Here is a 22,527-nt window from a genome sequence, read left to right on the forward strand (position 1 = left end):
GAACTAGGCTCCCTTCACGGCGGTGCGTACGAGTACGACCTGGCCGCGGGCACCGGGAACGGCACCCTTGATCAGGAGCAGCGACTTCTCGACGTCAACCGCGTGGACCGTGAGGTTCAGCGTGGTGTGACGAACGGCGCCCATGCGGCCGGCCATTTTCATGCCCTTGAAGACGCGGCTCGGGGTGGATGCGCCACCGATTGAACCGGGCTTACGGTGGTTCTTGTGGGCACCGTGGGAAGCGCCGACACCGGAGAAGCCGTGACGCTTCATAACACCGGCGAAGCCCTTACCCTTGGTGGTGCCAACGACGTCGATCTTCTGGCCGGCCTCGAACAGCTCAACGGAGAGTTCCTGGCCCAGCTCGTACTCGGCAGCATCTGCGGTACGGAGTTCGACGACGTGACGGCGAGGCGTGACGCCTGCCTTTTCAAAGTGACCAGCCAGCGGCTTGGTGACCTTGCGGGGATCGATCTGGCCGTAGCCGATCTGAACGGCGACATAGCCATCAGTGTCTGCGTTGCGCAGCTGCGTGATGACGTTCGAGTCTGCCTGGACCACAGTGACGGGGATGAGCTTGTTGTTCTCGTCCCAGACCTGGGTCATGCCGAGCTTCGTGCCCAGCAGGCCCTTTACGTTACGGGTTGCGGTCATAGTCTCTCAGCACCTCCCTACAGCTTGATTTCGATGTTCACGTCGGCCGGCAGGTCGAGACGCATGAGCGAGTCAACAGCCTTGGGCGTGGGGTCGATGATGTCGATCAGACGCTTGTGCGTGCGCATTTCGAAGTGCTCGCGGCTGTCCTTGTACTTGTGCGGAGAGCGGATAACGCAGTACACGTTCTTCTCCGTCGGCAGCGGCACGGGGCCCACTACCGTTGCGCCTGCGCGCGTGACCGTCTCAACGATCTTCCGTGCTGAAACGTCAATGACCTCGTGGTCGTATGACTTCAGCCGGATGCGGATTTTTTGTCCCGCCATGTCGCCTGACTCTCTTTCAGTCTGTGCTTCCCCTGATTGGGGCTGCCCTGTTCACTTACGTGTTGTGTGGCTGCCGAAGCATTCAAAGTCGTGACTACCACCCGCCGCACAAGCTGAATCCGGAAAATTCCGGGTTCCTCAACCTGCCGCCGCAACCGACCCCCGCGGTCGGGCGTGTCGCGACTTTCACGCGCACACGTCCGCAATTCCTTGGGGAGTGGGTTATGTTTGGTCTCTTCCCTGGACCCTGACACCCGGCATTATCCGGATCGGGACGCGAAAGAGCGCTTGAACAACTCAACTAGTATGCCGGAATTTGCGGGCAGAAGCGAATCAGCCTCTCCAGTCACTGCAATCACCGCGCCGGCGGTCATTGTCCCCGGTCCCCTGCTTATGCATGATAGGGGCATGACTGTGCAGGACGCCGTGGCAGTTCAGGCCCTGGCCGCACGCCTGAGACCCGGGTTTGTCCTGGGGGTTGCCTCCGCGGCCTTCCAGATCGAGGGCAGCCTCGCCGCCGGCGGGCGCGGGCCCTCGGGCTGGGACGCCTTTGCCGAAAAGCCGGGGAACATCCTGCACGGGCACTCCCCCGCCGTGGCCTGTGACCACTATAACCGGGCCGCGGAAGACATCGGGCTCATGCGCGAGCTCGGGATCGACTCCTACCGGTTCTCGATCTCCTGGCCGCGGGTTCAGCCGGCAGGGGCGGGCCCGGTCAACGCGGCCGGCCTGGACTTCTACGACCGCCTCATCGACCAGTTGCTCGCCGCCGGCATATCGCCCATGGCAACCCTCTACCACTGGGATACGCCGCTCCCCCTGGAGCACCGGGGCGGGTGGATGAACCGCACGACGGCGGAACGGTTCGCCGAGTACAGCGCTGCCGCGGCGAAGCGGCTCGGCGACCGCGTGGCGCAATGGGTCACCCTGAACGAGCCCGCCTCGGTCACCCTCAACGGCTACGCCCTCGGCACCCATGCGCCGGGCCGTGACCTGCTGTTCGGCGCCATGCCGTCAGTGCACCACCAGCTCCTTGCCCACGGCCTGGCGGTGCAGGCACTGCGGGCGGCGGGCGTCAGCGGCGCCGTCGGCGTCACGAACCTGCACTCCCCGGTCCGTCCCGCGTCCGGCTCGGCCAGCGACCGGCTGCTCGCCCGGGTGTTCGACGTCATGCTGAACCGGCTCTACGCAGATCCGATCCTACTGGGCCGCTTTCCGAAAACGCCGCTGATCGCCCGGCCGTGGTTCCGGTCGCTCCGGAGTATCCCGGACGCGGACCTGGCCGTCATCCACCAGCCGCTGGACTTCTACGGCCTGAATTACTACTACCCCGTCAGGGTGGCGACGGGCCGCGGCGTCGACAGCCTGTCCGGGACCGCCGAAGCGATGCTGAAGCTGCCGTTCCACATGGCCGGGTTCCCCGAGTACGCGCTCACGGGTTTCGGCTGGCCGGTCGCCCCGGAGCATCTGGGCATCCTGCTGCGGGAGCTGAAGGACCGGTATGGCGCGTCGCTGCCGCCGCTGTACATCACCGAGAGCGGGGCGAGCTTCCCGGAACCGGAGCATGTCACCGGTCCCCTGCCGGACGCCGGCCGGATCAGCTATCTCGCCGCGCATCTGGATCAGGCGGTGACGGCAACCGCGCCCGGCGGCGTGGCCCACGGCGTCGACCTGCTCGGCTATTACGTCTGGACGCTCATGGACAACTTCGAGTGGGCAGCCGGCTACTCGCAGCGCTTCGGCCTGGTGCATGTGGACTTCACCACTCAGCGCCGCACACCGAAGGACTCCTACTACTGGTACCAGGCCCTGGCGCGGGCCCGGGGGGCCTGAGAGCCTATTGGTTGCGGTTTGCCCTGTTGATGCGCTTGGCGCGCTCGATCTCCTGGCGGAAGTGCTTCTTCACCCAGAAATAGGCGACGACGGCCGCGACGGCGAGCAGCAGAAAAATGAACCAGCCCACGATGAGCTCCTTTCCCCTACCTGCAAAGGTATCAGGAACTTAAAAGGAACAGCCCCGCTGCGCGTGCAGCGGGGCTGTTCCTTCGTTTTCCGTGGCCGTCAGCCGGCCAGGAGAACCATGATCAGCAAGTACTACTTGATGATCTTGGTGACGCGTCCCGAACCAACGGTGCGGCCGCCTTCGCGGATAGCGAAGCCGAGGCCCTCTTCCATTGCGATCGGCTGGATGAGCGCAACGGTCATCTCAGTGTTGTCGCCGGGCATAACCATTTCCGTGCCTTCCGGCAGGGTGATAACGCCGGTGACGTCCGTGGTGCGGAAGTAGAACTGCGGGCGGTAGTTGGAGTAGAACGGGTTGTGACGTCCGCCTTCGTCCTTGGAGAGGATGTAGACGTTAGCCTCGAAGTCGGTGTGCGGGGTGATGGAACCCGGCTTGACGACAACCTGGCCACGCTCGACATCGTCGCGCTTCAGACCGCGGAGCAGGAGGCCACAGTTCTCGCCGGCCCATGCTTCGTCGAGTTGCTTGTGGAACATCTCGATACCGGTAACCGTGGTCTTCTGGACCGGGCGGATGCCGACGATCTCGACCTCGGAGTTGATGGCGAGGGTTCCACGCTCGGCGCGGCCGGTGACAACGGTGCCACGGCCGGTGATCGTGAAGACGTCTTCGATCGGCATCAGGAAGGGCTTGTCACGGTCACGTACGGGGTCCGGAACGGACTCGTCGACAGCTTCCATGAGGTCTTCGATGGACTTGACCCACTCGGGGTCGCCTTCGAGGGCCTTCAGGCCGGAGACGCGGATGACCGGGGCGTTGTCGCCATCGAAGCCCTGCGAGCTCAGGAGCTCACGAACTTCCATTTCGACGAGGTCGAGGAGTTCCTCGTCCTCAACCATGTCAGCCTTGTTCAGCGCGACCAGCAGGTAGGGAACACCAACCTGGCGGGCGAGCAGAACGTGCTCGCGGGTCTGAGCCATCGGGCCGTCGGTGGCGGCAACCACGAGGATTGCACCGTCCATCTGGGCAGCGCCGGTGATCATGTTCTTGATGTAGTCAGCGTGACCCGGGGCGTCCACGTGTGCGTAGTGGCGCTTCTCGGTCTGGTACTCAACGTGGGAGATGTTGATGGTAATACCACGCTGGCGCTCTTCCGGAGCAGAGTCGATCGACGCGAAGTCACGCTTCTCGTTGAGGGTGGGGTACTTGTCGTACAGCACCTTGGAAATGGCGGCCGTCAGCGTCGTCTTACCGTGGTCAACGTGACCGATGGTACCGATGTTAACGTGCGGCTTAGTCCGCTCGAACTTTGCCTTTGCCACAGGTTCCTCCTAGAACGTTTTCAAATGACTTACCCTTCGGCCGCGCTTGTCGCGGCAGAAACTCCAGTAAGTCTACTTGGGGGGCTTTGGATTGGTGAAATTGCAGATTCAGGAACTAAAGCTAGTGCCTAGAGCCTGTTCGTGCAGGCGGCCGGCCCGGCCTGGCCGGACTGCAGCTGGCCGGTATCCGGCCGCCTGCACCAGGTGATCCCCCCTTGGGAGACGCACCCGAGTTGTTTCGCTGCAGCGCGAGGTCCCTGGGGACTACTCGCCGCGGCTCTTCTGGATGATCTCGTCGGCAACTGCCTTCGGGACCTCGGCGTAGCTGTTGAACGTCATGGAGTACACAGCGCGGCCCTGGGTCTTCGAGCGCAGGTCACCGATGTAGCCGAACATGCCGGACAGCGGGACGTGAGCGCGGATGACCTTGACGCCCTGGGCATCTTCCATGGACTGCATCTGGCCACGGCGGGAGTTGAGGTCACCGATAACATCACCCATGTATTCCTCAGGGGTGCGGACCTCGACATCCATCAGCGGTTCGAGCAGAACAGGGTTCGCCTTGCGTGCGGCTTCCTTGAAAGCCATACGGCCGGCGATCTTGAACGCCATTTCCGAGGAGTCAACATCGTGGTAAGCGCCATCGATCAGCGTCGCCTTGATGCCGACAACCGGGTAACCGGCCAGGACGCCGTCGTTCAGTGCATCCTGGATACCGGCGTCAACGGAAGGAATGTACTCACGCGGAACGCGGCCACCGGTGACCTTGTTCTCGAACTCGTACAGTTCCCCGCCCGCGGTGTCCAGAGGCTCGATCGCGATCTGGACCTTTGCGAACTGGCCGGAACCACCGGTCTGCTTCTTGTGCGTGTAGTCGTGACGCTCCACGGCACGCTTGATGGTTTCGCGGTAAGCAACCTGCGGCTTGCCCACGTTGGCCTCGACCTTGAATTCGCGGCGCATGCGGTCCACCAGGATGTCCAGGTGGAGCTCGCCCATGCCGGCGATGATGGTCTGGCCGGTGTCTTCGTTGAGGGAGACCTGGAAGGTCGGGTCCTCAGCGGAGAGCTTCTGGATAGCCGTGGAGAGCTTCTCCTGGTCACCCTTGGTGTTCGGCTCGATCGCAACCGAGATCACGGGCTCCGGGAAGCTCATGGACTCGAGGACGATCTGGTTGGCCGAGTCGCACAGGGTGTCACCGGTGGTGGTGTCCTTCAGGCCGATCGCTGCGTAGATGTGGCCGGCGGTAGCGCCCTCGACGGGCATTTCCTTGTTGGCGTGCATCTGGAACAGCTTGCCGATGCGCTCCTTCTTGCCCTTGGTGGAGTTGACCACCTGGGCGCCTGCTTCCACGTGACCGGAGTACACGCGGATGAAGGTGAGCTGGCCGAAGAACGGGTGCGCGGCGATCTTGAAGGCCAGTGCGGAGAACGGCTCATCAGCGGAAGGCTTGCGGGTCAGTTCCTTCTCTTCGTCGCGGGGATCGTGACCGATCATCGGCGGGACGTCGAGGGGGTTCGGCAGGTAGTCGACAACTGCATCGAGCATCGGCTGGACGCCGCGGTTCTTGAATGCGGAACCACAGAAGACCGGGTAGATCTCGGAGTTGATCGTCATCTTGCGGATGCCGGCCTTGAGCTCGTCGATCGAGATCTCTTCGCCCTCGAGGTACTTCTCCATGAGTTCTTCGGAGGACTCGGCAACAGTCTCGACGAGCTGCGCGCGGTACTCTTCAGCCTTGGCCTGGAGGTCAGCCGGGATCTCGCGGATCTCGTACTTGGCACCCATGGTGACGTCACCCTTGGCATCGCCGGGCCAGACCAGCGAACGCATGTAGAGGAGGTCAACGACGCCGATGAAGTCGTTCTCGGCGCCGATCGGCAGCTGCATGACGAGCGGCTTGGCACCGAGACGGCCGATGATGGTGTCGACGGTGAAGTAGAAGTCAGCGCCGAGCTTGTCCATCTTGTTGACGAAGCAGATGCGCGGAACGTTGTACTTGTCAGCCTGGCGCCAAACAGTCTCGGACTGCGGCTCCACGCCTTCCTTGCCGTCGAACACGGCAACTGCACCGTCGAGGACGCGCAGGGAGCGCTCAACCTCGACCGTGAAGTCAACGTGGCCGGGGGTGTCAATGATGTTGATCTGGTTGTTTTCCCAGAAGCAGGTCACGGCGGCAGACGTGATGGTGATGCCGCGTTCCTTTTCCTGTTCCATCCAGTCAGTCGTCGAAGCGCCGTCGTGCGTTTCGCCGATCTTGTGGTTCACACCCGTGTAGAACAGGATGCGCTCGGTAGTGGTGGTCTTGCCGGCATCAATGTGGGCCATGATGCCGATGTTGCGGACCTTGCTAAGGTCGGTAAGCACGTCCTGTGCCACGGTGTCTCCCTTTCGGATGGACTGCACGTTCGCCGCCGGCTCTGGCGAGCCGGCGGCGTCCGGGAAGTATTACCAGCGGTAGTGTGCGAAGGCCTTGTTGGACTCGGCCATCTTGTGGGTGTCTTCGCGACGCTTCACAGCGGCACCCAGACCGTTGGAGGCGTCCAGAATTTCGTTCTGGAGGCGCTCGGTCATGGTCTTTTCGCGGCGGGCCTTGGAGTAGCCGACCAGCCAGCGGAGGGCGAGGGCCGTCGAACGACCCGGCTTGACCTCAACCGGAACCTGGTAGGTGGCGCCACCGACACGGCGGGAGCGGACCTCGAGGGAAGGCTTGACGTTGTCCATGGCCTTCTTGAGGGCTGCAACGGGGTCGCCGCCGGACTTGGCGCGAGCACCTTCGAGGGCACCGTAAACGATGCGCTCGGCGGTGGACTTCTTGCCGTCAACCAGCACCTTGTTGATGAGCTGGGTGACCAGCGGGGAGCCGTAAACGGGATCTAGAACTAGCGGCCGCTTGGGGGCCGGACCCTTGCGAGGCATATTACTTCTTCTCCATCTTTGCGCCGTAGCGGCTGCGGGCCTGCTTACGGTTCTTGACACCCTGGGTATCGAGGGCGCCACGGACGATCTTGTAGCGGACACCCGGAAGGTCCTTCACACGGCCGCCGCGGACGAGCACAATGGAGTGCTCCTGCAGGTTGTGGCCTACACCGGGGATGTAAGCGGTGACTTCAATGCCACCGTTGAGGCGCACACGTGCAACCTTACGCAGAGCCGAGTTCGGCTTCTTCGGGGTCGTCGTGTAAACGCGGGTGCAAACACCGCGGCGCATCGGGCTGCCCTTAAGCGCGGGAGCCTTGGTCTTGGAGACCTTAGGCGTGCGGCCCTTGCGGACCAGCTGGTTAATCGTAGGCACTCTCGTGTTCTCCGTTTTATCCGGAACGGCCGTTGGCGGCCGTTCTCTTGTCGCTGCGCCTCGCCGCCCGAGCTTTGAAGTTCTCTCCAGAGCAGCTGAGGCGAAGCCTTAATAGTCGGACCGCACGCCGGGGTCCGGGGACAATCGTCCCGAACTGCCCCTAGGCATGCGAAAATGTGGCATACGTTGCACAAGAACCCTGCAAACCGGAAACGTCGTCCTGGTCCTGCCTTCAGCTGCAAGCTGTCTGGCTAAACCGGCGCACTCATCCACTGCCACAATAACAATTAGTCTCCAGTCTACCACGGGCGGCCCGCTGCCCTTAATCGGCGCGGAAAAGCCGGGCCCGGGCCCTTAAACAGGACCGGTCCCCCACCGTGAGGTGAGGGACCGGTCCGGTGACCAGAGGTCAGGGCGGAAACCCGCCCTGCCCGTTAGCGGAAGTCGCTGCCGAGATCGTAGTCATCCAGCGGGATGGCGTGGAACTCCGGAGCCCCGTCGCCGCCCAGGGTGTCGTAGGAGAAGTCACTGAATGCGCTGGGGCCGGTGAACAGGTTGGCCTTTGCTTCCTCAGTGGGTTCCACCGTGACCTCGGTGTAGCGCGGAAGACCCGTGCCGGCCGGGATGAGCTTACCGATGATGACGTTTTCCTTGAGGCCGAGCAGCGGATCGCTCTTGCCTTCCATGGCCGCCTGCGTCAGGACGCGGGTGGTCTCCTGGAAGGAAGCAGCGGACAGCCAGGACTCGGTCGCCAGGGACGCCTTGGTGATGCCCATGAGCTCGGGACGGCCGGAAGCCGGCGTCTTGCCCTCGGACACAACACGGCGGTTGGCCTCTTCGAAGCGGCTGCGCTCGGCGAGCTCGCCGGGCAGCAGATCCGATTCACCGGACTCGATGACCGTGACGCGGCGCAGCATCTGGCGGACGATAACCTCGACGTGCTTGTCGTGGATACCGATGCCCTGGCTGCGGTACACGCCCTGGACCTCGTCCACCAGGAACTTCTGCGCGGCACGGGGACCCATGATGCGCAGCACCTGCTTGGGGTCGACCGGACCGTTGATGAGCTTCTGGCCGACGCTGACGTGGTCGCCGTCTTCGATCAGGAGACGTGAACGGCGCAGCACCGGGTAGGCGATCTCTTCGGATCCGTCATCCGGGGTGATGACCAGGCGCATCTGGCGCTCGGACTCTTCGATGGCGACGCGGCCGGCTGCTTCAGCAATCGGTGCGACACCCTTCGGAGTACGGGCTTCGAAGAGCTCCTGGATACGGGGCAGACCCTGGGTGATGTCGTCGCCGCCGCCGGCGGAAACAGCACCACCGGTGTGGAACGTACGCATGGTCAGCTGGGTACCCGGCTCACCGATGGACTGTGCGGCGATGATGCCCACGGCCTCACCGATGTCGACGGTCTTGCCCGTGGCCAGCGAACGGCCGTAGCAGAGCGCGCAGGTGCCGACGCTGGACTCACAGGTGAGCACGGAGCGGACCTTGACCTCGGTGATGCCGGCTGCGAACAGTTCGGCAATGACGACGTCGCCGCAGTCGGTGCCGGCCGCGGCCAGGACCTTGCCCGAGGCGTCGACGACGTCCACGGCCAGGGTGCGGGCGTAGGCGCTGTTCTCGACGTTCTCGTCCAGGACCAGCTCACCGTTGGAGTCTGCCACCGCGATCGCGGTCATCAGGCCGCGCTCGGTGCCGCAGTCCTCTTCGCGGACAATGACGTCCTGCGAGACGTCCACCAGACGACGGGTCAGGTAACCCGAGTTGGCGGTACGCAGGGCGGTGTCGGCCAGACCCTTACGGGCACCGTGCGTGGCGATGAAGTATTCCAGCACCGACAGGCCCTCACGGTAGGAGGACTTGATCGGACGCGGGATGATTTCACCCTTCGGGTTGGCCACCAGGCCACGGATACCCGCGATCTGGCGGACCTGCATCCAGTTACCACGTGCACCGGAGGACACCATGCGGTTGATGGTGTTCATCGGGGACAGGCTGTCACGCATCGCCTGGGCGATCTCGTTGGTTGCCTTGTTCCAGATCTCGATCAGTTCCTGGCGACGCTCGTCATCGTCGATCAGGCCCTTGTCGTACTGGCCCTGGATCTTGGCGGCCATGGTCTCGTAACCGGCGAGGAGCTCCGGCTTGGACGCCGGAACCTCGATGTCGGAGATGGCGACCGTGACGCCCGAACGGGTGGCCCAGTAGAAACCGGCGTCCTTCAGGTTGTCCAGCGTTGCCGCGGTGACGACCTTCGGGTAACGCTCGGCGAGGTCGTTGACGATCCGGGACAGCTCGCCCTTGTCGGCAACAGCCTCAACCCACGGGTAGTCCGCGGGCAGCGCCTGGTTGAAGATGACCTGTCCGAGGGAGGTCTCGACCAAAGCGGTCTGACCGGGCTCCCAGCCCTCCGGGGCTTCCCAGCCGGCGTACGGCACGAAGCCGTCGAGGCGGATCTTGACCTTGGAGTTCAGGTGCAGCTCGTGCAGGTCGAACGCCATGATGGCTTCCGCCACGGAGGAGAAGATCCGGCCCTCGCCAGCTGAACCGACACGCTTGGTGGTCAGGTGGTAGAGGCCGATGATCATATCCTGCGAGGGCAGCGTCACCGGGCGGCCGTCGGAGGGCTTCAGGATGTTGTTCGAGGACAGCATCAGGATGCGGGCTTCGGCCTGGGCTTCGGGGCTCAGCGGCAGGTGGACTGCCATCTGGTCGCCGTCGAAGTCGGCGTTGAAGGCGCCACAGACCAGCGGGTGAAGCTGGATTGCCTTGCCTTCAACCAGCTGCGGCTCGAACGCCTGGATGCCGAGGCGGTGCAGGGTAGGTGCACGGTTCAGCAGCACGGGGTGCTCGGTGATGATCTCTTCGAGGACGTCCCAGACCTGCGGGCGGTAGCGCTCCACCATCCGCTTGGCCGACTTGATGTTCTGGGCGTGGTTGAGGTCAACCAGGCGCTTCATCACGAACGGCTTGAAGAGCTCCAGGGCCATCTGCTTGGGCAGGCCGCACTGGTGCAGCTTCAGCTGCGGGCCGACGACGATGACCGAACGGCCGGAGTAGTCGACGCGCTTGCCGAGGAGGTTCTGGCGGAAACGGCCCTGCTTGCCCTTGAGCATGTCGCTCAGGGACTTCAACGGACGGTTGCCCGGTCCGGTGACCGGACGGCCGCGGCGGCCGTTGTCGAAGAGGCTGTCAACAGCTTCCTGAAGCATGCGCTTCTCGTTGTTGACGATGATCTCCGGGGCACCGAGGTCAAGCAGGCGCTTGAGGCGGTTGTTGCGGTTGATCACGCGGCGGTAGAGGTCGTTGAGGTCGGAGGTCGCGAAGCGGCCACCGTCCAGCTGGACCATCGGGCGCAGTTCCGGCGGGATCACCGGGACGGCGTCCAGCACCATGCCGAGCGGGCTGTTGTTGGTGGTCAGGAACGCGTTGACCACCTTGAGCCGCTTCAGGGCGCGGGTCTTGCGCTGGCCTTTGCCGTTGGCGATGACGTCGCGCAGCATGTCGGACTCGGCCTGCATGTCGAAGCTCTCAAGACGCTTCTTGATGGCTTCGGCACCCATGGAGCCCTCGAAGTACATGCCGTAGCGGTCCCGCAGCTCGCGGTACAGGCCCTCGTCACCTTCGAGGTCGGCGACCTTGAGGTTCTTGAAACGGTCCCAGACCTGCTCGAGGCGCTCGATGTCGGCGTCGGCACGCTTGCGCACGTTTGCCATCTGGCGGTCGGCGGAGTCGCGGGCCTTCTTCTTGTCGGCGGCCTTGGCGCCTTCACCTTCGAGGCGGGCGAGCTCGTTTTCGAGGTCGCGGGCGATCGCGGCGATGTCCGAGTCGCGGTTGTCGATCAGCTGCTTCTTCTCGATGTCGTGCTCAACCTGGAGGTTGGGCAGTTCTTCGTGGCGGCTGTCGGCGTCGACGCTCGTGATCATGTAGGCGGCGAAGTAGATGACCTTCTCAAGGTCCTTCGGTGCCAGGTCAAGGAGGTAGCCCAGGCGGGAGGGAACACCCTTGAAGTACCAGATGTGCGTGACCGGGGCGGCCAGTTCGATATGGCCCATGCGCTCACGGCGCACCTTGGCGCGGGTGACCTCAACGCCACACCGCTCGCAGATGATGCCCTTGAAGCGCACGCGCTTGTACTTGCCGCAGTAGCATTCCCAGTCGCGGGACGGGCCGAAGATCTTCTCGCAGAAGAGGCCGTCCTTCTCGGGCTTGAGCGTGCGGTAGTTGATGGTTTCCGGCTTCTTAACCTCGCCGTACGACCAGCCGCGGATGTCTTCCGCGGTGGCGAGGCCGATCTGCATGAGGCCGAAGGAGGATTCGCTGGACATATGGTCCCTGTTCTCTCTTGTTCTCTAAATTCTGAAGTCTTGGGTTACGGGAAGAGGGAGGGGGCCGACGGCGGATGGGAACCATCCGCCGTCGGACGCCCTGCTAAACCTCTTCTACGGAACTGGGCTCTGCACGAGACAGATCGATGCCCAGTTCTTCCGCAGCCGTGAAGACTGCGTCATCAGAGTCACGCATTTCAATTGTGGTTCCGTCCGTGGAAAGCACTTCCACGTTCAGGCACAGCGACTGCATTTCCTTGATCAAGACCTTGAAGGACTCAGGAACGCCCGGCTCCGGGATGTTCTCGCCCTTGACGATGGCTTCGTAGACCTTCACGCGACCGTGGATATCATCCGACTTGATCGTGAGGAGTTCCTGGAGGGTGTACGCGGCGCCGTAAGCTTCGAGCGCCCACACTTCCATTTCACCGAAGCGCTGGCCGCCGAACTGTGCCTTACCACCCAGCGGCTGCTGCGTGATCATGGAGTACGGGCCGGTGGAGCGCGCGTGGATCTTGTCGTCCACCAGGTGGTGGAGCTTCAGGATGTACATGTAGCCGACCGAGATCGGATCCGGGAACGGTTCGCCGGAGCGGCCGTCGAACAGGCGGGTCTTGCCGGAAGAGTTGATCAGGCGGTCGCCGTCGCGGGTGACGTTGGTGGAGTCGAGCAGGCCCGTGATCTCCTCTTCACGCGCACCGTCGAAGACCGGCGTTGCGACAGTGGTCTGGCCACTCTCGCGCGGCAGGTTCGGCAGCTGCTTGACCCATTCGGGCTCGCCTTCGATCTTCCAGCCGGTCTTGGCAACCCAGCCGAGGTGCGTTTCGAGCACCTGGCCGACGTTCATACGGCCCGGAACACCCAGCGGGTTCAGGACGATATCAACGGGGGTGCCGTCGGCGAGGAAGGGCATGTCCTCCACGGGCAGGATCTTGGAGATAACACCCTTGTTGCCGTGGCGGCCGGCGAGCTTGTCGCCGTCGGTGATCTTGCGCTTGGCGGCCACGTAGACGCGCACCAGCTGGTTCACGCCCGGGGGCAGCTCGTCGTCGTTGTCGCGGTCGAAGACGCGGACACCGATCACGGTGCCGGACTCGCCGTGCGGCACCTTCAGGGAGGTGTCGCGCACTTCGCGGGACTTCTCACCGAAGATGGCGCGCAGCAGGCGCTCTTCCGGAGTCAGTTCGGTCTCACCCTTCGGGGTGACCTTGCCGACCAGGATGTCGCCGGCTTCGACCTCGGCACCGATGTGGATGATGCCGCGCTCGTCCAGGCCCGCCAGGACTTCCTCGGACACGTTCGGGATGTCACGGGTGATTTCCTCGGCACCGAGCTTGGTGTCGCGGGCATCGATCTCGTGCTCCTCGATGTGGATCGAGGACAGGACGTCCTCGGCCACGATCCGCTGGGACAGGATGATGGCGTCCTCGAAGTTGTGGCCTTCCCAGGACATGAATGCCACGAGCAGGTTCTTGCCGAGGGCGAGCTCGCCCTGGTCCGTTGCCGGGCCGTCGGCGATGATGCCGCCGACTTCCAGGCGCTGGCCTTCGTTCACCAGGACCCGGTGGTTGTAGCAGTTGCCCTGGTTGGAGCGGGCGAACTTGTTGATGCGGTAGTTGGTTTCCGTGCCGTCGTCGTTGAGCATGATGACCAGCTCAGCGGAGACCTCGGTGACCACACCGGCCTTCTTCGCGATGACAACGTCACCGGCGTCGACGGCGGCGGCGCGCTCCATGCCGGTACCGACGAACGGTGCCTCGGAACGGACCAGCGGCACGGCCTGGCGCTGCATGTTGGCACCCATGAGTGCACGGTTGGCATCGTCATGCTCGAGGAACGGGATCAGGGCGGTTGCCACGGACACCATCTGGCGCGGGGAAACGTCCATGAACTCGACGTCGGCGGCGGGAACCAGCACGGGCTCGCCTCCACCACCGCGGGCACGGACCAGGACGGTCTCCTCGGCGAAACGCTTGTTCTCGTCGAGCGGGGCGTTGGCCTGGGCGATCAGGACCTCGGCCTCGTCGTCGGCGGTGAGGTACTTGACCTCATCGGAGACGACGCCGTCGGACACCGTGCGGTACGGGGTCTCGATGAAACCGAACGGGTTGATGCGGCCGTAGGAAGCCAGCGAACCGATCAGACCAATGTTCGGGCCTTCAGGAGTTTCGATGGGGCACATACGTCCGTAGTGGGACGGGTGCACGTCACGGACTTCCATGCCGGCACGGTCACGGGACAGACCGCCGGGGCCAAGCGCGGACAGGCGGCGCTTGTGGGTCAGGCCCGAGAGCGGGTTGTTCTGGTCCATGAACTGGGACAGCTGGGAGGTTCCGAAGAACTCCTTGATCGCTGCCACGACGGGACGGATGTTGATCAGGGTCTGCGGCGTGATGGCCTCGACGTCCTGGGTCGTCATGCGTTCGCGGACGACGCGCTCCATGCGGGACAGGCCGGTGCGGACCTGGTTCTCGATGAGCTCGCCGACGGCGCGGATGCGGCGGTTGCCGAAGTGGTCGATGTCATCGATCTCGACGCGGAGCTCGTGCTCCTGGCCGTCGCGCTTGCCCATGAGGGTCTTCTCGCCGGCGTGCAGGGCGACGAGGAACTTGATCATGGCCACGATGTCTTCAACGTGCAGGACCGAGGCTTCCTTGTCGCCAAGGGAGCGGTCGATGCCAAGCTTGCGGTTGATCTTGTAACGGCCGACCTTGGCCAGATCGTAGCGCTTGGAGTTGAAGTACAGGTTGTCCAGCAGGGACTGGGCAGCCTCGACGGTGGGCGGCTCGCCCGGGCGCAGCTTCCGGTAGATGTCCAGCAACGCGTCTTCGCGGGTCTCGGTGGCGTCCTTCTCCAGCGTCGCGCGCATGGAGTCGTACTGGCCGAATTCCTCGAGGATCTGGCCTTCGGTCCAGCCGAGGGCCTTCAGCAGCACGGTGACGGACTGCTTGCGCTTGCGGTCAAGGCGGACGCCCACCTGGTCGCGCTTGTCGATTTCGAGTTCGAACCAGGCGCCGCGGGAGGGGATGATCTTCGCGGTGAAGATGTCCTTGTCGCTGGTCTTGTCGGCGGTGCGCTCGAAGTAGGCGCCCGGCGAGCGGACCAGCTGGGAAACAACGACACGCTCGGTGCCGTTGACGACGAAGGTGCCCTTCTCGGTCATCAGCGGGAAGTCACCCATGAACACGGTCTGCTGCTTGATTTCGCCCGTGTTGTTGTTCATGAATTCGGCCTTGACATACAGCGGAGCCGAGTACGTTGCGTCCCGGTCCTTGCATTCGGCCATGGTGTACTTGGGGTCAGCGAACTCCGGCTCGGAGAAGCTCAGGGACATGGTGCCCTGGAAGTCCTCGATCGGGGAGATCTCTTCGAAGATGTCGGACAGACCCGAGGTGGTGGCGACGCTCAGGTCGCCTTCTTCGACGGCCTTCGCCACGCGCGCCTGCCAGCGTTCGTTTCCGACCAGCCAGTCAAAGCTGTCCGTTTGCAGGGCGAGCAGATTCGGAACATCAAGGGGTTCGTGAATCTTGGCGAATGAGAGCCGGCGGGTTGCACCGTCGGTGCTGTCGGCATTGATAGCGGTAGCGTTGTTTACATTAGAGGTGCTCGAGGCGACCAAGAGGGATCCTTCCACAGACCTTCAGGCGTTGTCAGATCTCCCCCGTTATGCACCCTGCGGAATGACTCCGCAGTGCTACCAGTCCGGTTCCGCTATATGACCCGGGACCTGCACTGTCCGTGCTGGTGCGCGTTATTGACGGCACAGTGACGGAACAGCTGCCAGGCTAAGCCCACCGCTATATGAAGGCTGAAGGTAAACAGGGAAGACGCAAATATCTACGATACGGCAAAGCAACCTACTTGTCTACCCCACTTCCGGCGGGATTGCAAGCACGAAATTCTGCCGGCACTTCCCCGGCACCCCGCCGCCGCCCCGCCGGCGCCCGGCCCGGGCGCCGGCTCCGGCCCCGATTCCGGCCCCGGTTCCCGGCCTGAATGGCTAGGTGACGGGGCTCACGATAACGTAGACATAAGTCAAAGCAGATCGGAAGAGAAGACCATGAGCAACCCTGCAGGCAACAACGACGTTGTCATCCTCGCCGCCGCCCGTACGCCCCAGGGACGCCTGAACGGGCAGCTGGCCAGCTTCACCGCCGTCGAGCTTGGCACCCATGCCATCCGCGCGGCCCTTGCCGCGAGCGGCGTCCGGTCCGACCAGGTGGACAGCGTGATCATGGGCCAGGTGCTGCAGGCCGGGGCCGGTCAGAACCCGGCGCGCCAGAGTGCCATCGGCGCCGGCATCGGCTGGAATGTTCCCACCGTGACCATCAACAAGGTCTGCCTCTCGGGCCTTACCGCAGTGATTGACGCCGCCCGGATGATCCGCAGCGGGGACGCCACCGTGGTGGTGGCCGGCGGGCAGGAGTCCATGACCCGCGCCCCGCACGTGCTGCCCGGTTCCCGGCAGGGCTGGACGTACGGCACTGTCCAGGCCCTCGACGCCGCCGCGCACGACGGCCTGACCGACGCGTTCGACGGGCAGTCCATGGGCCTGTCGACAGAGAGCAAAAACCTCACCCTCGGCATCGACCGGACCTCCCAGGACGAAGTCGCCGCCCAGTCGCACCAGCGCGCCGCCCGGGCCGCCAAGGACGGCGTGTTCGACGGCGAGATCGCCGCCATGAGCGTCAAGCAGCGCAAGGGCGACCCCATCGCGGTCACCGCCGACGAGGGCGTCCGGCCGGACACCACGGTCGAATCGCTGTCGGGCCTGCGCGCGGCGTTCGTCACGGACGGGACCATCACGGCCGGCAACTCCTCTCCCCTGTCCGACGGTGCGGCCGCCCTGGTGCTGAGCAGCCGGCAGTTCGCCGAGGACAACGGCCTGGACTACCTCGCGGTGGTCGGCAAGCCCGGCCAGGTCGCCGGGCCGGACAACTCGCTGCACTCCCAGCCCTCCAACGCGATCAAGAGCGCCCTGGACAAGGCCGGCTGGTCCGTCGCCGATCTCGATTTCATCGAAATCAACGAGGCCTTCGGCTCGGTCGCGGTGCAGTCCCTGAAGGATCTCGACTACCCGCTGGAGCAGTGCAACATCCACGGCGGGGCCATCGCCCTGGGCCACCCGATCGGGGCTTCCGGCGCCCGGCTGGCCCTGCACGCGGCGCACGAGCTCAAGCGCCGGGGCACCGGCAAGGCGGCGGTGTCCCTGTGCGGCGGCGGCGGCCAGGGCGAGGCGCTGCTGCTGTACCGCGACTGATCCGGCAGCCGGCCGGTCCGGACGTTCCACGGAGGGATATGGCAGCAATGGCAGAGCAGACAACAACCGGCGGGGGCCGCGAGCGTTTCCTGGCCGACGCCGCGGCCCGGGGCCTCGACGTCGAGATCGTGGAGCGGCTCGCCGCCCGCAGCCTCGAGGAGGCCGCCGCGATCCTTGGGATCCGGCCCGCGGACATCGTGAAATCGCTCGTGGTCAAGCACAAGGACGGCAGCTTCCTGTTCGCCCTGATCCCGGGCGACCGGCAGATCTCCTGGCCCAAGCTCCGGGCGCTGCTGGGGGTCAACAAGCTCTCGCTCCCCGCGGCGGAGACCGCCTTCGAAGCTACCGGGTACGAGCGCGGGACCATCACCCCGCTGGGCAGTACCCGCCCGTGGCCGGTCTACGCCGATCTGACCATCAGCGGCCGCCGGATCTCCATGGGCGCCGGCGAACACGGCTACAGCGCGTTCGTGGATGCCGACGCCCTGACGTCGGCCCTGGGCGCCATCGTCGCGGACATCACCGACCCGGCCTAGCCCGGGGGCGAGGTAGCCCGGCCGGGTTAAAAACCAACGCGGGGTCAGATCCGGCCCATTCCGGTGCTCCGGATGGGCCGGATCTGACCCCGCGTTGCTGTTTAGAGGGCGGGGCTCAGGCCGTGACGGTCAGCGGCGCCCCGTTGACGGTGAGGCGCCAGTTGGCCTGGCTGAAGACGGCGACGTCCAAGGTGCCGCGGTCCACGACGTAGTCGATGATGCGCTGCCGGATCTCCTGCTGGCTGTTGGAGAGGACGGGTGCGTCCTTCACGGCCGGGAAGTTGCCGCCGCCGCTCTGCCGGTAGTTGTTGATGGCCAGGGCGAATTCCTGCCCCGGCTGCAGCGGCTGGCCGGCGTAGCTGAGGTTGGTGATCCGGTCCCCCGCCGGCCGGGCGAGGTCGATCTCGTAGTTCAGCGGGGCGTCCAGACCGTAGACGACGTCGTAGTTGTAGTCCGGCGTGCCGTTCGGCGCCACGGCGGTCACGGCGTTGGTGACGTCCTGGGCCCTGGCCGTGGCGGTTGTCACCGTCTTGAAGTACTGCGCGGACCACTCCAGGTAGGCCCTGACCTGGGCGCCGGTGACCTTGACCGAGAGCAGGGTGTTGTCGAAGATGTACAGGCCCGCGACGTCGCGGATGGTCAGCGGGCCGGCCTTGACGTCCACGGCGCGGGAGAACGCCGCCGCGATGGACAGCACGGGCAGCCCGGCGGCGGGGCCGTTGGCGAGCTCGGCCTTGATGGTGCTGGCCTGGACGTAGTTGATCGCGTCGATCGCGGCGGAGTCTTCCCAGCAGGCCGCGGCGGTGCTGAGCGGGGCCGTGGAGGTTCCGATGACCTTGTTGACGTACTGGACGGTGGCCTCGTGCCCGGCCTGCACGGCACGGACGACGGCGGGATCGGCGTCGACGGTCTTGGCGTCCAAAAGGAGCGAACGCGCCGAGGTGACGGTCCAGTGCCCGTTTTCCTTGGCCAGCCCCAGGTCCATGACGGAGACCCGCATGCCCCATTTGAGCGGCTCGGTCAGGAGGACCTGTTTGCCGGTGGCCTTGTTGGTCACGAAGCGCTCGGGGATCTCCAGGTGGGCGTGCCCGACCAGGATGGCGTCGATGCCGGGGACTTCCTCGGCCAGCTGGGTGGAGGCGTTCTCCGGGAACGGCAGGGCGTCGCCGTAGGAGGAGCCCGGCGTTGCCCCGGAGTGGCTCGTGACGATCACGACGTCCGCACCGGCCGCCTTCACCTGCGGGATGACGGTTTTGGCCTCTTCGACGATCCCGTTGAAGGTGAGCTTGCCCTGGACGTTGTCGCGGTCCCAGAGGGCGCAGCCCGGCGTCACGAACCCGACAAGACCCACGGTGAGCCATCCGTTGTCCGTCTTGACCTTCTTGAGCACGTACGGGGTGAAGGCCCGGGCGCCGGAGACGGCGTCGTGGACGTTGGCGCCCAGAAGCGGGAAGTCCAACTGCCTTTCCCAGGTGCGCAGGAGCGGGATGCCGTAGTTGAACTCATGGTTGCCGAGCCCCACGGCGTCGTAGCCGATCGTGTTCATGGCCAGCGCCATGGGGTGTTTCACCGCGGCCGAGATCGGGTTGATCTTCGCGAAGTAGTAGGCCAGGGGTGTGCCTTGGATGGTGTCGCCAGCGTCGATGGTCAGGGTGTTCGCCGCTCCGCGTTCGGCCCGCACGGCGTTAATGAGGGTGGCGGCCTGGGCAATCCCGATCTTGTTTCCGGCGGTGTCGGCGTAGGCAACGTTTTTGAAATAGTCCCAGTTGAAGACGTTGTTGTGCAGATCGGTGGTGCCGAGCACGGTCAGCGTGAACTGTTTCCTGGCGCCGGACGGTCCCTGTCCTGATGGCTCGCCGCCGGCCTGCGCGGCCGGGGCTCCGGCCAGCGCGGCGGCGGCGGCGCCACCGCCCACGAGGGCTGCCGTGAGCATGGCACGGCGGGAGAGGGAATTGCGTGGATCCGTCATTATGGGTGAGCTCCTGATCGCTTGGGGGCCGGTGGGCACAAAGCCACAGTCTAGGGACGGCCCCGCAAGTGCGATAGGGGTATCAGTAAATCTTGGGTGAATCCTTGGGGATGGTCCACCGCGGGGTGCCGGACCCCCACCGCGGGCTCCCGGACCCGCACCGCAGCCCCGGGAATGCAGGAAACCCCGCCCACCGGAGTGGACGGGGTTTCCCGTAAGCAGCACAGACCGCGGACGGTCCGGACGGCGGAAGTTACTTGAGGGTAACGGTGGCGCCAGCTTCTTCGAGCTGAGCCTTGGCCTTCTCGGCAGCTTCCTTGTTGGCGCCTTCGAGGACGGCCTTCGGAGCGCTGTCAACCAGGTCCTTGGCTTCCTTGAGGCCCAGGGAGGTGATGGCGCGAACTTCCTTGATCACTGCGATCTTCTTGTCGCCAGCAGATTCGAGGATGACGTCGAAGTCGGTCTTCTCTTCGGCTTCCTCAGCAGCAGCGCCACCGGCGGGGCCGGCAACGGCAACAGCAGCTGCGGTAACTTCGAAGGTCTCTTCGAAGAGCTTGACGAACTCGGAGAGCTCGATGATGGTCAGTTCCTTGAAAGCTTCAATGAGCTCTTCGTTGCTGAGCTTCGCCATGGTGTGGCGTCCTTCCTAATAGGTGGTGCCCGGCAGGCCCGGGGGCCGCCGTCGCACCGGAGTCTTTATGGAGAAGAGGATTAGTTCTCTTCGGGGGCTGCGGCTTCGGCCGGTGCTTCGGCCTCGGCTGCTGCATCTGCTGCGGGAGCTTCTTCAGCGGCGGGCGCTTCGGCTGCTGCCGGTGCACCGTTCTCTTCTTCAAGCTTGAGGCGCAGTGCGTCGATGATGCGTGCAGCAGCGGCAGCAGGAGCCTTGAGGACACCGGCAACCTTGGCGAGCTGCAGCTCACGGGACTCGAGTGCTGCCAGGGCAGCAACTTCGCTGGCGTTCAGTGCCTTGCCCTCGAAGTAACCGGTCTTGATGACCAGCTGCTTGTTGGCCTTGGCAAAATCCGTCAGGCTCTTGGCAGCGGCAACTGCGTCACCCTTGATGAACGCGATTGCAGTGGGGCCGGCGAGCTGACCGTCGAATGCTTCGACACCAGCTTCCTTGGCTGCAATGGCGGTCAGGGTGTTCTTGACGACCGAGAACTTGGTTTCCTGGCCGAGAGAAACACGCAGCTGCTTGAGCTGTGCAACGGTGAGCCCGCGGTATTCGGTCAGGACAGCGGCGGTCGATTCCTTGAAATCGTTAGTGATCTCAGCTACTGCTGAAACCTTGCTAGGCGTTGCCATAACCCTCCTTCCGGGGATAGTGCCGGTATGTCCGGGTCCCCGCTCACGAGAGCTAAAACTAAAACGCCCCGCGCAGATGCACGGGGCTTGTCTCAACGCAGTCCATGACCGCGGAGCTTTGCTTCGTTCACCTGCGCCGGCCGCCCTATGTTCAGGGTCCTTCGTCCGGAAAGCCACTGTGTTCTCCCGGCGCGACTGCAGAAGTGAGCCTTGCTTGGGAGAGTGGATTTCCAACAACCGACGGTCTTTGGTCCTCCCAGCTTACGGGACACGGTGCGCAGGCTCCAAATCGGACCCGGGGTGGCGGCAGGGCCAGGCCCGGTCAGCCGTCGCTGACGCTCGGACCGAGGTTGGGCAGTTCCTTTTGCCAGAGCCCCGTCACGCCCGCTGTCGTGAAGCCCAGCTGCTGGTTGACCTTCAGCAGGTAGCGGTTCTCGGGGGCGTTCCAGGTGTAGAGGACCCGGGCGTCCGGGAACTGTTCGCTCAGCCGCTCCATGTTGGCCACTTTGATCAGGAGGCCGAGTTTGTTGCCGCGGTGTTCCTGCAGCACCACGGTGTCGTCCTGGAAGACGACGTCGGGGCGCAGCGCCAGGACGCTGATGGTGGTCAGGCCCACCAGCGTTCCGCTGGCGATGTGCTCGACGGCGGTGACCACCGTCCGGCGGCCCTGCGCAATGGTCACGTCTTCGGCTTCCCGGAGGATGCCGCCGTCGAACACCATGTCTTCGGCGTCCGGCACGTCGTCCTCGCCGGCCCGGTTTTCCAGGGCGGCGACGGCCTCGAGCCACTGGTCCGGGCAGCGGTCCGTCCAGTGGTGCAGGCGGTACCGGCCGCCGTTGGCTTCCTCCGCCTCGGCCTCGAGTTCGGCGACCAGCATACTGTCCAGCGGCAGGGAGCAGGAACTGAACTGTTCGATGTGCTGGAGCGTGTAGCCGGTGTGGCGGGCGAACTCCACGTCCCGGCTGCCGAGCGGAACGAAGCCGACGCCGCTGCCGGGCACCAGTTGCTCGGCCTCCGGATCCGTCAGCGTCGAGCCCGGATGGTTCGTGTCGATCAGGATGGTGTGGCGGCCCTCGTCCCGGGCGAAGTGCTCGGCGGCTTCGAGCAGCTGCCGGCCCACCCCCTGGCCCCGGAATTCCGGCAGGATGTCAAGGGTGAATTCGGCGAGGTCGAGGTTGTCCACGAGCGGCAGGGCGATGTCCGCCGTCCCGACAATGACGCCGTCGACCTTGGCCACGAGGATCACCTGGCGTTCGTAGGGGTCCGCCATCTCGAGCAGCTTCTCCTGCGGGGCGTAGGCGAGGTCATCGGTGCCCCAGGTCTGCATCCGGACGCGCCGGCCCACTTCGATGGCGGCGAGAAAGTCAGCGGCATCGGGCGCGTCGAGGGAATCGGGGATCCACAGCTGTTCAATCCGTACTTCGTTTGCCATAGAGGGCACCATCCCAGCCGTTCTGCCACCCGCCGTCGGTACAACCCGGCTCAAACCGGGCTATCACCCGCCAGCATATGCTGGTTTGCGCCGCTGTTCCATTGGTGACGCTGTGCCATTTGTGCTGCTGT

At 64.6% G+C, this 22,527-nt stretch carries 16 protein-coding genes; 3 read left to right on the top strand and 13 right to left on the bottom strand.

The window, feature by feature from the left end; all coding sequences use genetic code 11:
• Positions 1 to 3: 3 nt before the first annotated feature.
• Both rplC and rpsJ read right to left on the bottom strand, forming a co-directional pair.
• Positions 4 to 654 carry a 50S ribosomal protein L3 gene (rplC, locus tag CFN17_RS00555; RefSeq protein WP_208749481.1) on the bottom strand — a complete coding sequence of 217 codons (651 nt, stop codon included), beginning with the start codon at positions 652 to 654 and terminating at the stop codon, positions 4 to 6.
• 17 nt (positions 655 to 671) lie between these two features.
• The gene (gene rpsJ / locus CFN17_RS00560; protein WP_003803825.1) at positions 672 to 980 is read right to left on the bottom strand and encodes a 30S ribosomal protein S10; all 309 of its coding nucleotides are present in this window, start codon (positions 978 to 980) and stop codon (positions 672 to 674) included.
• Positions 981 to 1,388: 408 nt separating this feature from the next.
• On the opposite strand from rpsJ, the gene CFN17_RS00565 reads away from it, so the two are divergent.
• A complete protein-coding gene (locus CFN17_RS00565) occupies positions 1,389 to 2,813 on the top strand; it encodes a GH1 family beta-glucosidase (protein ID WP_208749483.1) in 1,425 nt (474 codons plus the stop codon).
• Positions 2,814 to 2,817: 4 nt separating this feature from the next.
• On the opposite strand, the gene CFN17_RS19845 is transcribed toward CFN17_RS00565, so the two are convergent.
• From CFN17_RS19845 to rpoB, 7 genes are all read right to left on the bottom strand, one after another.
• Entirely contained in the window at positions 2,818 to 2,943 is a 126-nt protein-coding gene (locus CFN17_RS19845; RefSeq protein ID WP_261792292.1) for a hypothetical protein, read from the bottom strand.
• Between the two features lie 131 nt (positions 2,944 to 3,074).
• Complete coding sequence (tuf, locus tag CFN17_RS00570) at positions 3,075 to 4,265, bottom strand: elongation factor Tu (protein ID WP_138768567.1); 1,191 nt, start codon at positions 4,263 to 4,265, stop codon at positions 3,075 to 3,077.
• Between the two features lie 264 nt (positions 4,266 to 4,529).
• Complete coding sequence (fusA, locus tag CFN17_RS00575; protein ID WP_208749485.1) at positions 4,530 to 6,644, bottom strand: elongation factor G; 2,115 nt, start codon at positions 6,642 to 6,644, stop codon at positions 4,530 to 4,532.
• Positions 6,645 to 6,713: 69 nt separating this feature from the next.
• Positions 6,714 to 7,184 (bottom strand): 30S ribosomal protein S7, encoded by a 471-nt coding sequence (gene rpsG / locus CFN17_RS00580; protein ID WP_026531948.1) that lies wholly within the window; start codon positions 7,182 to 7,184, stop codon positions 6,714 to 6,716.
• 1 nt (position 7,185) lies between these two features.
• Positions 7,186 to 7,560: a 30S ribosomal protein S12 gene (gene rpsL, locus CFN17_RS00585; RefSeq protein WP_003803830.1), complete on the bottom strand. Its 375-nt coding sequence runs from the start codon at positions 7,558 to 7,560 to the stop codon at positions 7,186 to 7,188.
• Between the two features lie 434 nt (positions 7,561 to 7,994).
• Positions 7,995 to 11,894, bottom strand: coding sequence for a DNA-directed RNA polymerase subunit beta' (locus CFN17_RS00590; protein WP_208749486.1), 3,900 nt, complete (start codon positions 11,892 to 11,894; stop codon positions 7,995 to 7,997).
• A 103-nt stretch (positions 11,895 to 11,997) separates the two neighbouring features.
• The gene (rpoB, locus tag CFN17_RS00595; RefSeq protein ID WP_208749493.1) at positions 11,998 to 15,513 is read right to left on the bottom strand and encodes a DNA-directed RNA polymerase subunit beta; all 3,516 of its coding nucleotides are present in this window, start codon (positions 15,511 to 15,513) and stop codon (positions 11,998 to 12,000) included.
• A gap of 441 nt (positions 15,514 to 15,954) precedes the next feature.
• Between rpoB and CFN17_RS00600 the strand changes: the two genes are divergently transcribed.
• Together CFN17_RS00600 and CFN17_RS00605 are read left to right on the top strand one after the other, a co-directional pair.
• Complete coding sequence (locus CFN17_RS00600; protein ID WP_208749495.1) at positions 15,955 to 17,154, top strand: acetyl-CoA C-acetyltransferase; 1,200 nt, start codon at positions 15,955 to 15,957, stop codon at positions 17,152 to 17,154.
• 47 nt (positions 17,155 to 17,201) lie between these two features.
• On the top strand, positions 17,202 to 17,690 hold the full coding sequence (locus tag CFN17_RS00605) for an aminoacyl-tRNA deacylase (RefSeq protein WP_208749497.1): 489 nt from the start codon (positions 17,202 to 17,204) through the stop codon (positions 17,688 to 17,690).
• 115 nt (positions 17,691 to 17,805) lie between these two features.
• Here the strand turns inward: CFN17_RS00605 and CFN17_RS00610 are convergent, their stop codons facing one another.
• The 4 genes from CFN17_RS00610 to CFN17_RS00625 form a co-directional block, all read right to left on the bottom strand.
• Positions 17,806 to 19,659, bottom strand: coding sequence for a 5'-nucleotidase C-terminal domain-containing protein (locus CFN17_RS00610; protein ID WP_208749504.1), 1,854 nt, complete (start codon positions 19,657 to 19,659; stop codon positions 17,806 to 17,808).
• Positions 19,660 to 19,912: 253 nt separating this feature from the next.
• Positions 19,913 to 20,290: a 50S ribosomal protein L7/L12 gene (rplL, locus tag CFN17_RS00615; RefSeq protein ID WP_208749505.1), complete on the bottom strand. Its 378-nt coding sequence runs from the start codon at positions 20,288 to 20,290 to the stop codon at positions 19,913 to 19,915.
• Positions 20,291 to 20,370: 80 nt separating this feature from the next.
• Positions 20,371 to 20,964 (bottom strand): 50S ribosomal protein L10, encoded by a 594-nt coding sequence (gene rplJ, locus CFN17_RS00620; protein WP_208749506.1) that lies wholly within the window; start codon positions 20,962 to 20,964, stop codon positions 20,371 to 20,373.
• A 322-nt stretch (positions 20,965 to 21,286) separates the two neighbouring features.
• A complete protein-coding gene (locus CFN17_RS00625; protein WP_208749507.1) occupies positions 21,287 to 22,396 on the bottom strand; it encodes a GNAT family N-acetyltransferase in 1,110 nt (369 codons plus the stop codon).
• Positions 22,397 to 22,527: the final 131 nt, after the last annotated feature.

This window comes from Arthrobacter sp. PM3, assembly GCF_003352915.1.
GTDB lineage: Bacteria > Actinomycetota > Actinomycetes > Actinomycetales > Micrococcaceae > Arthrobacter.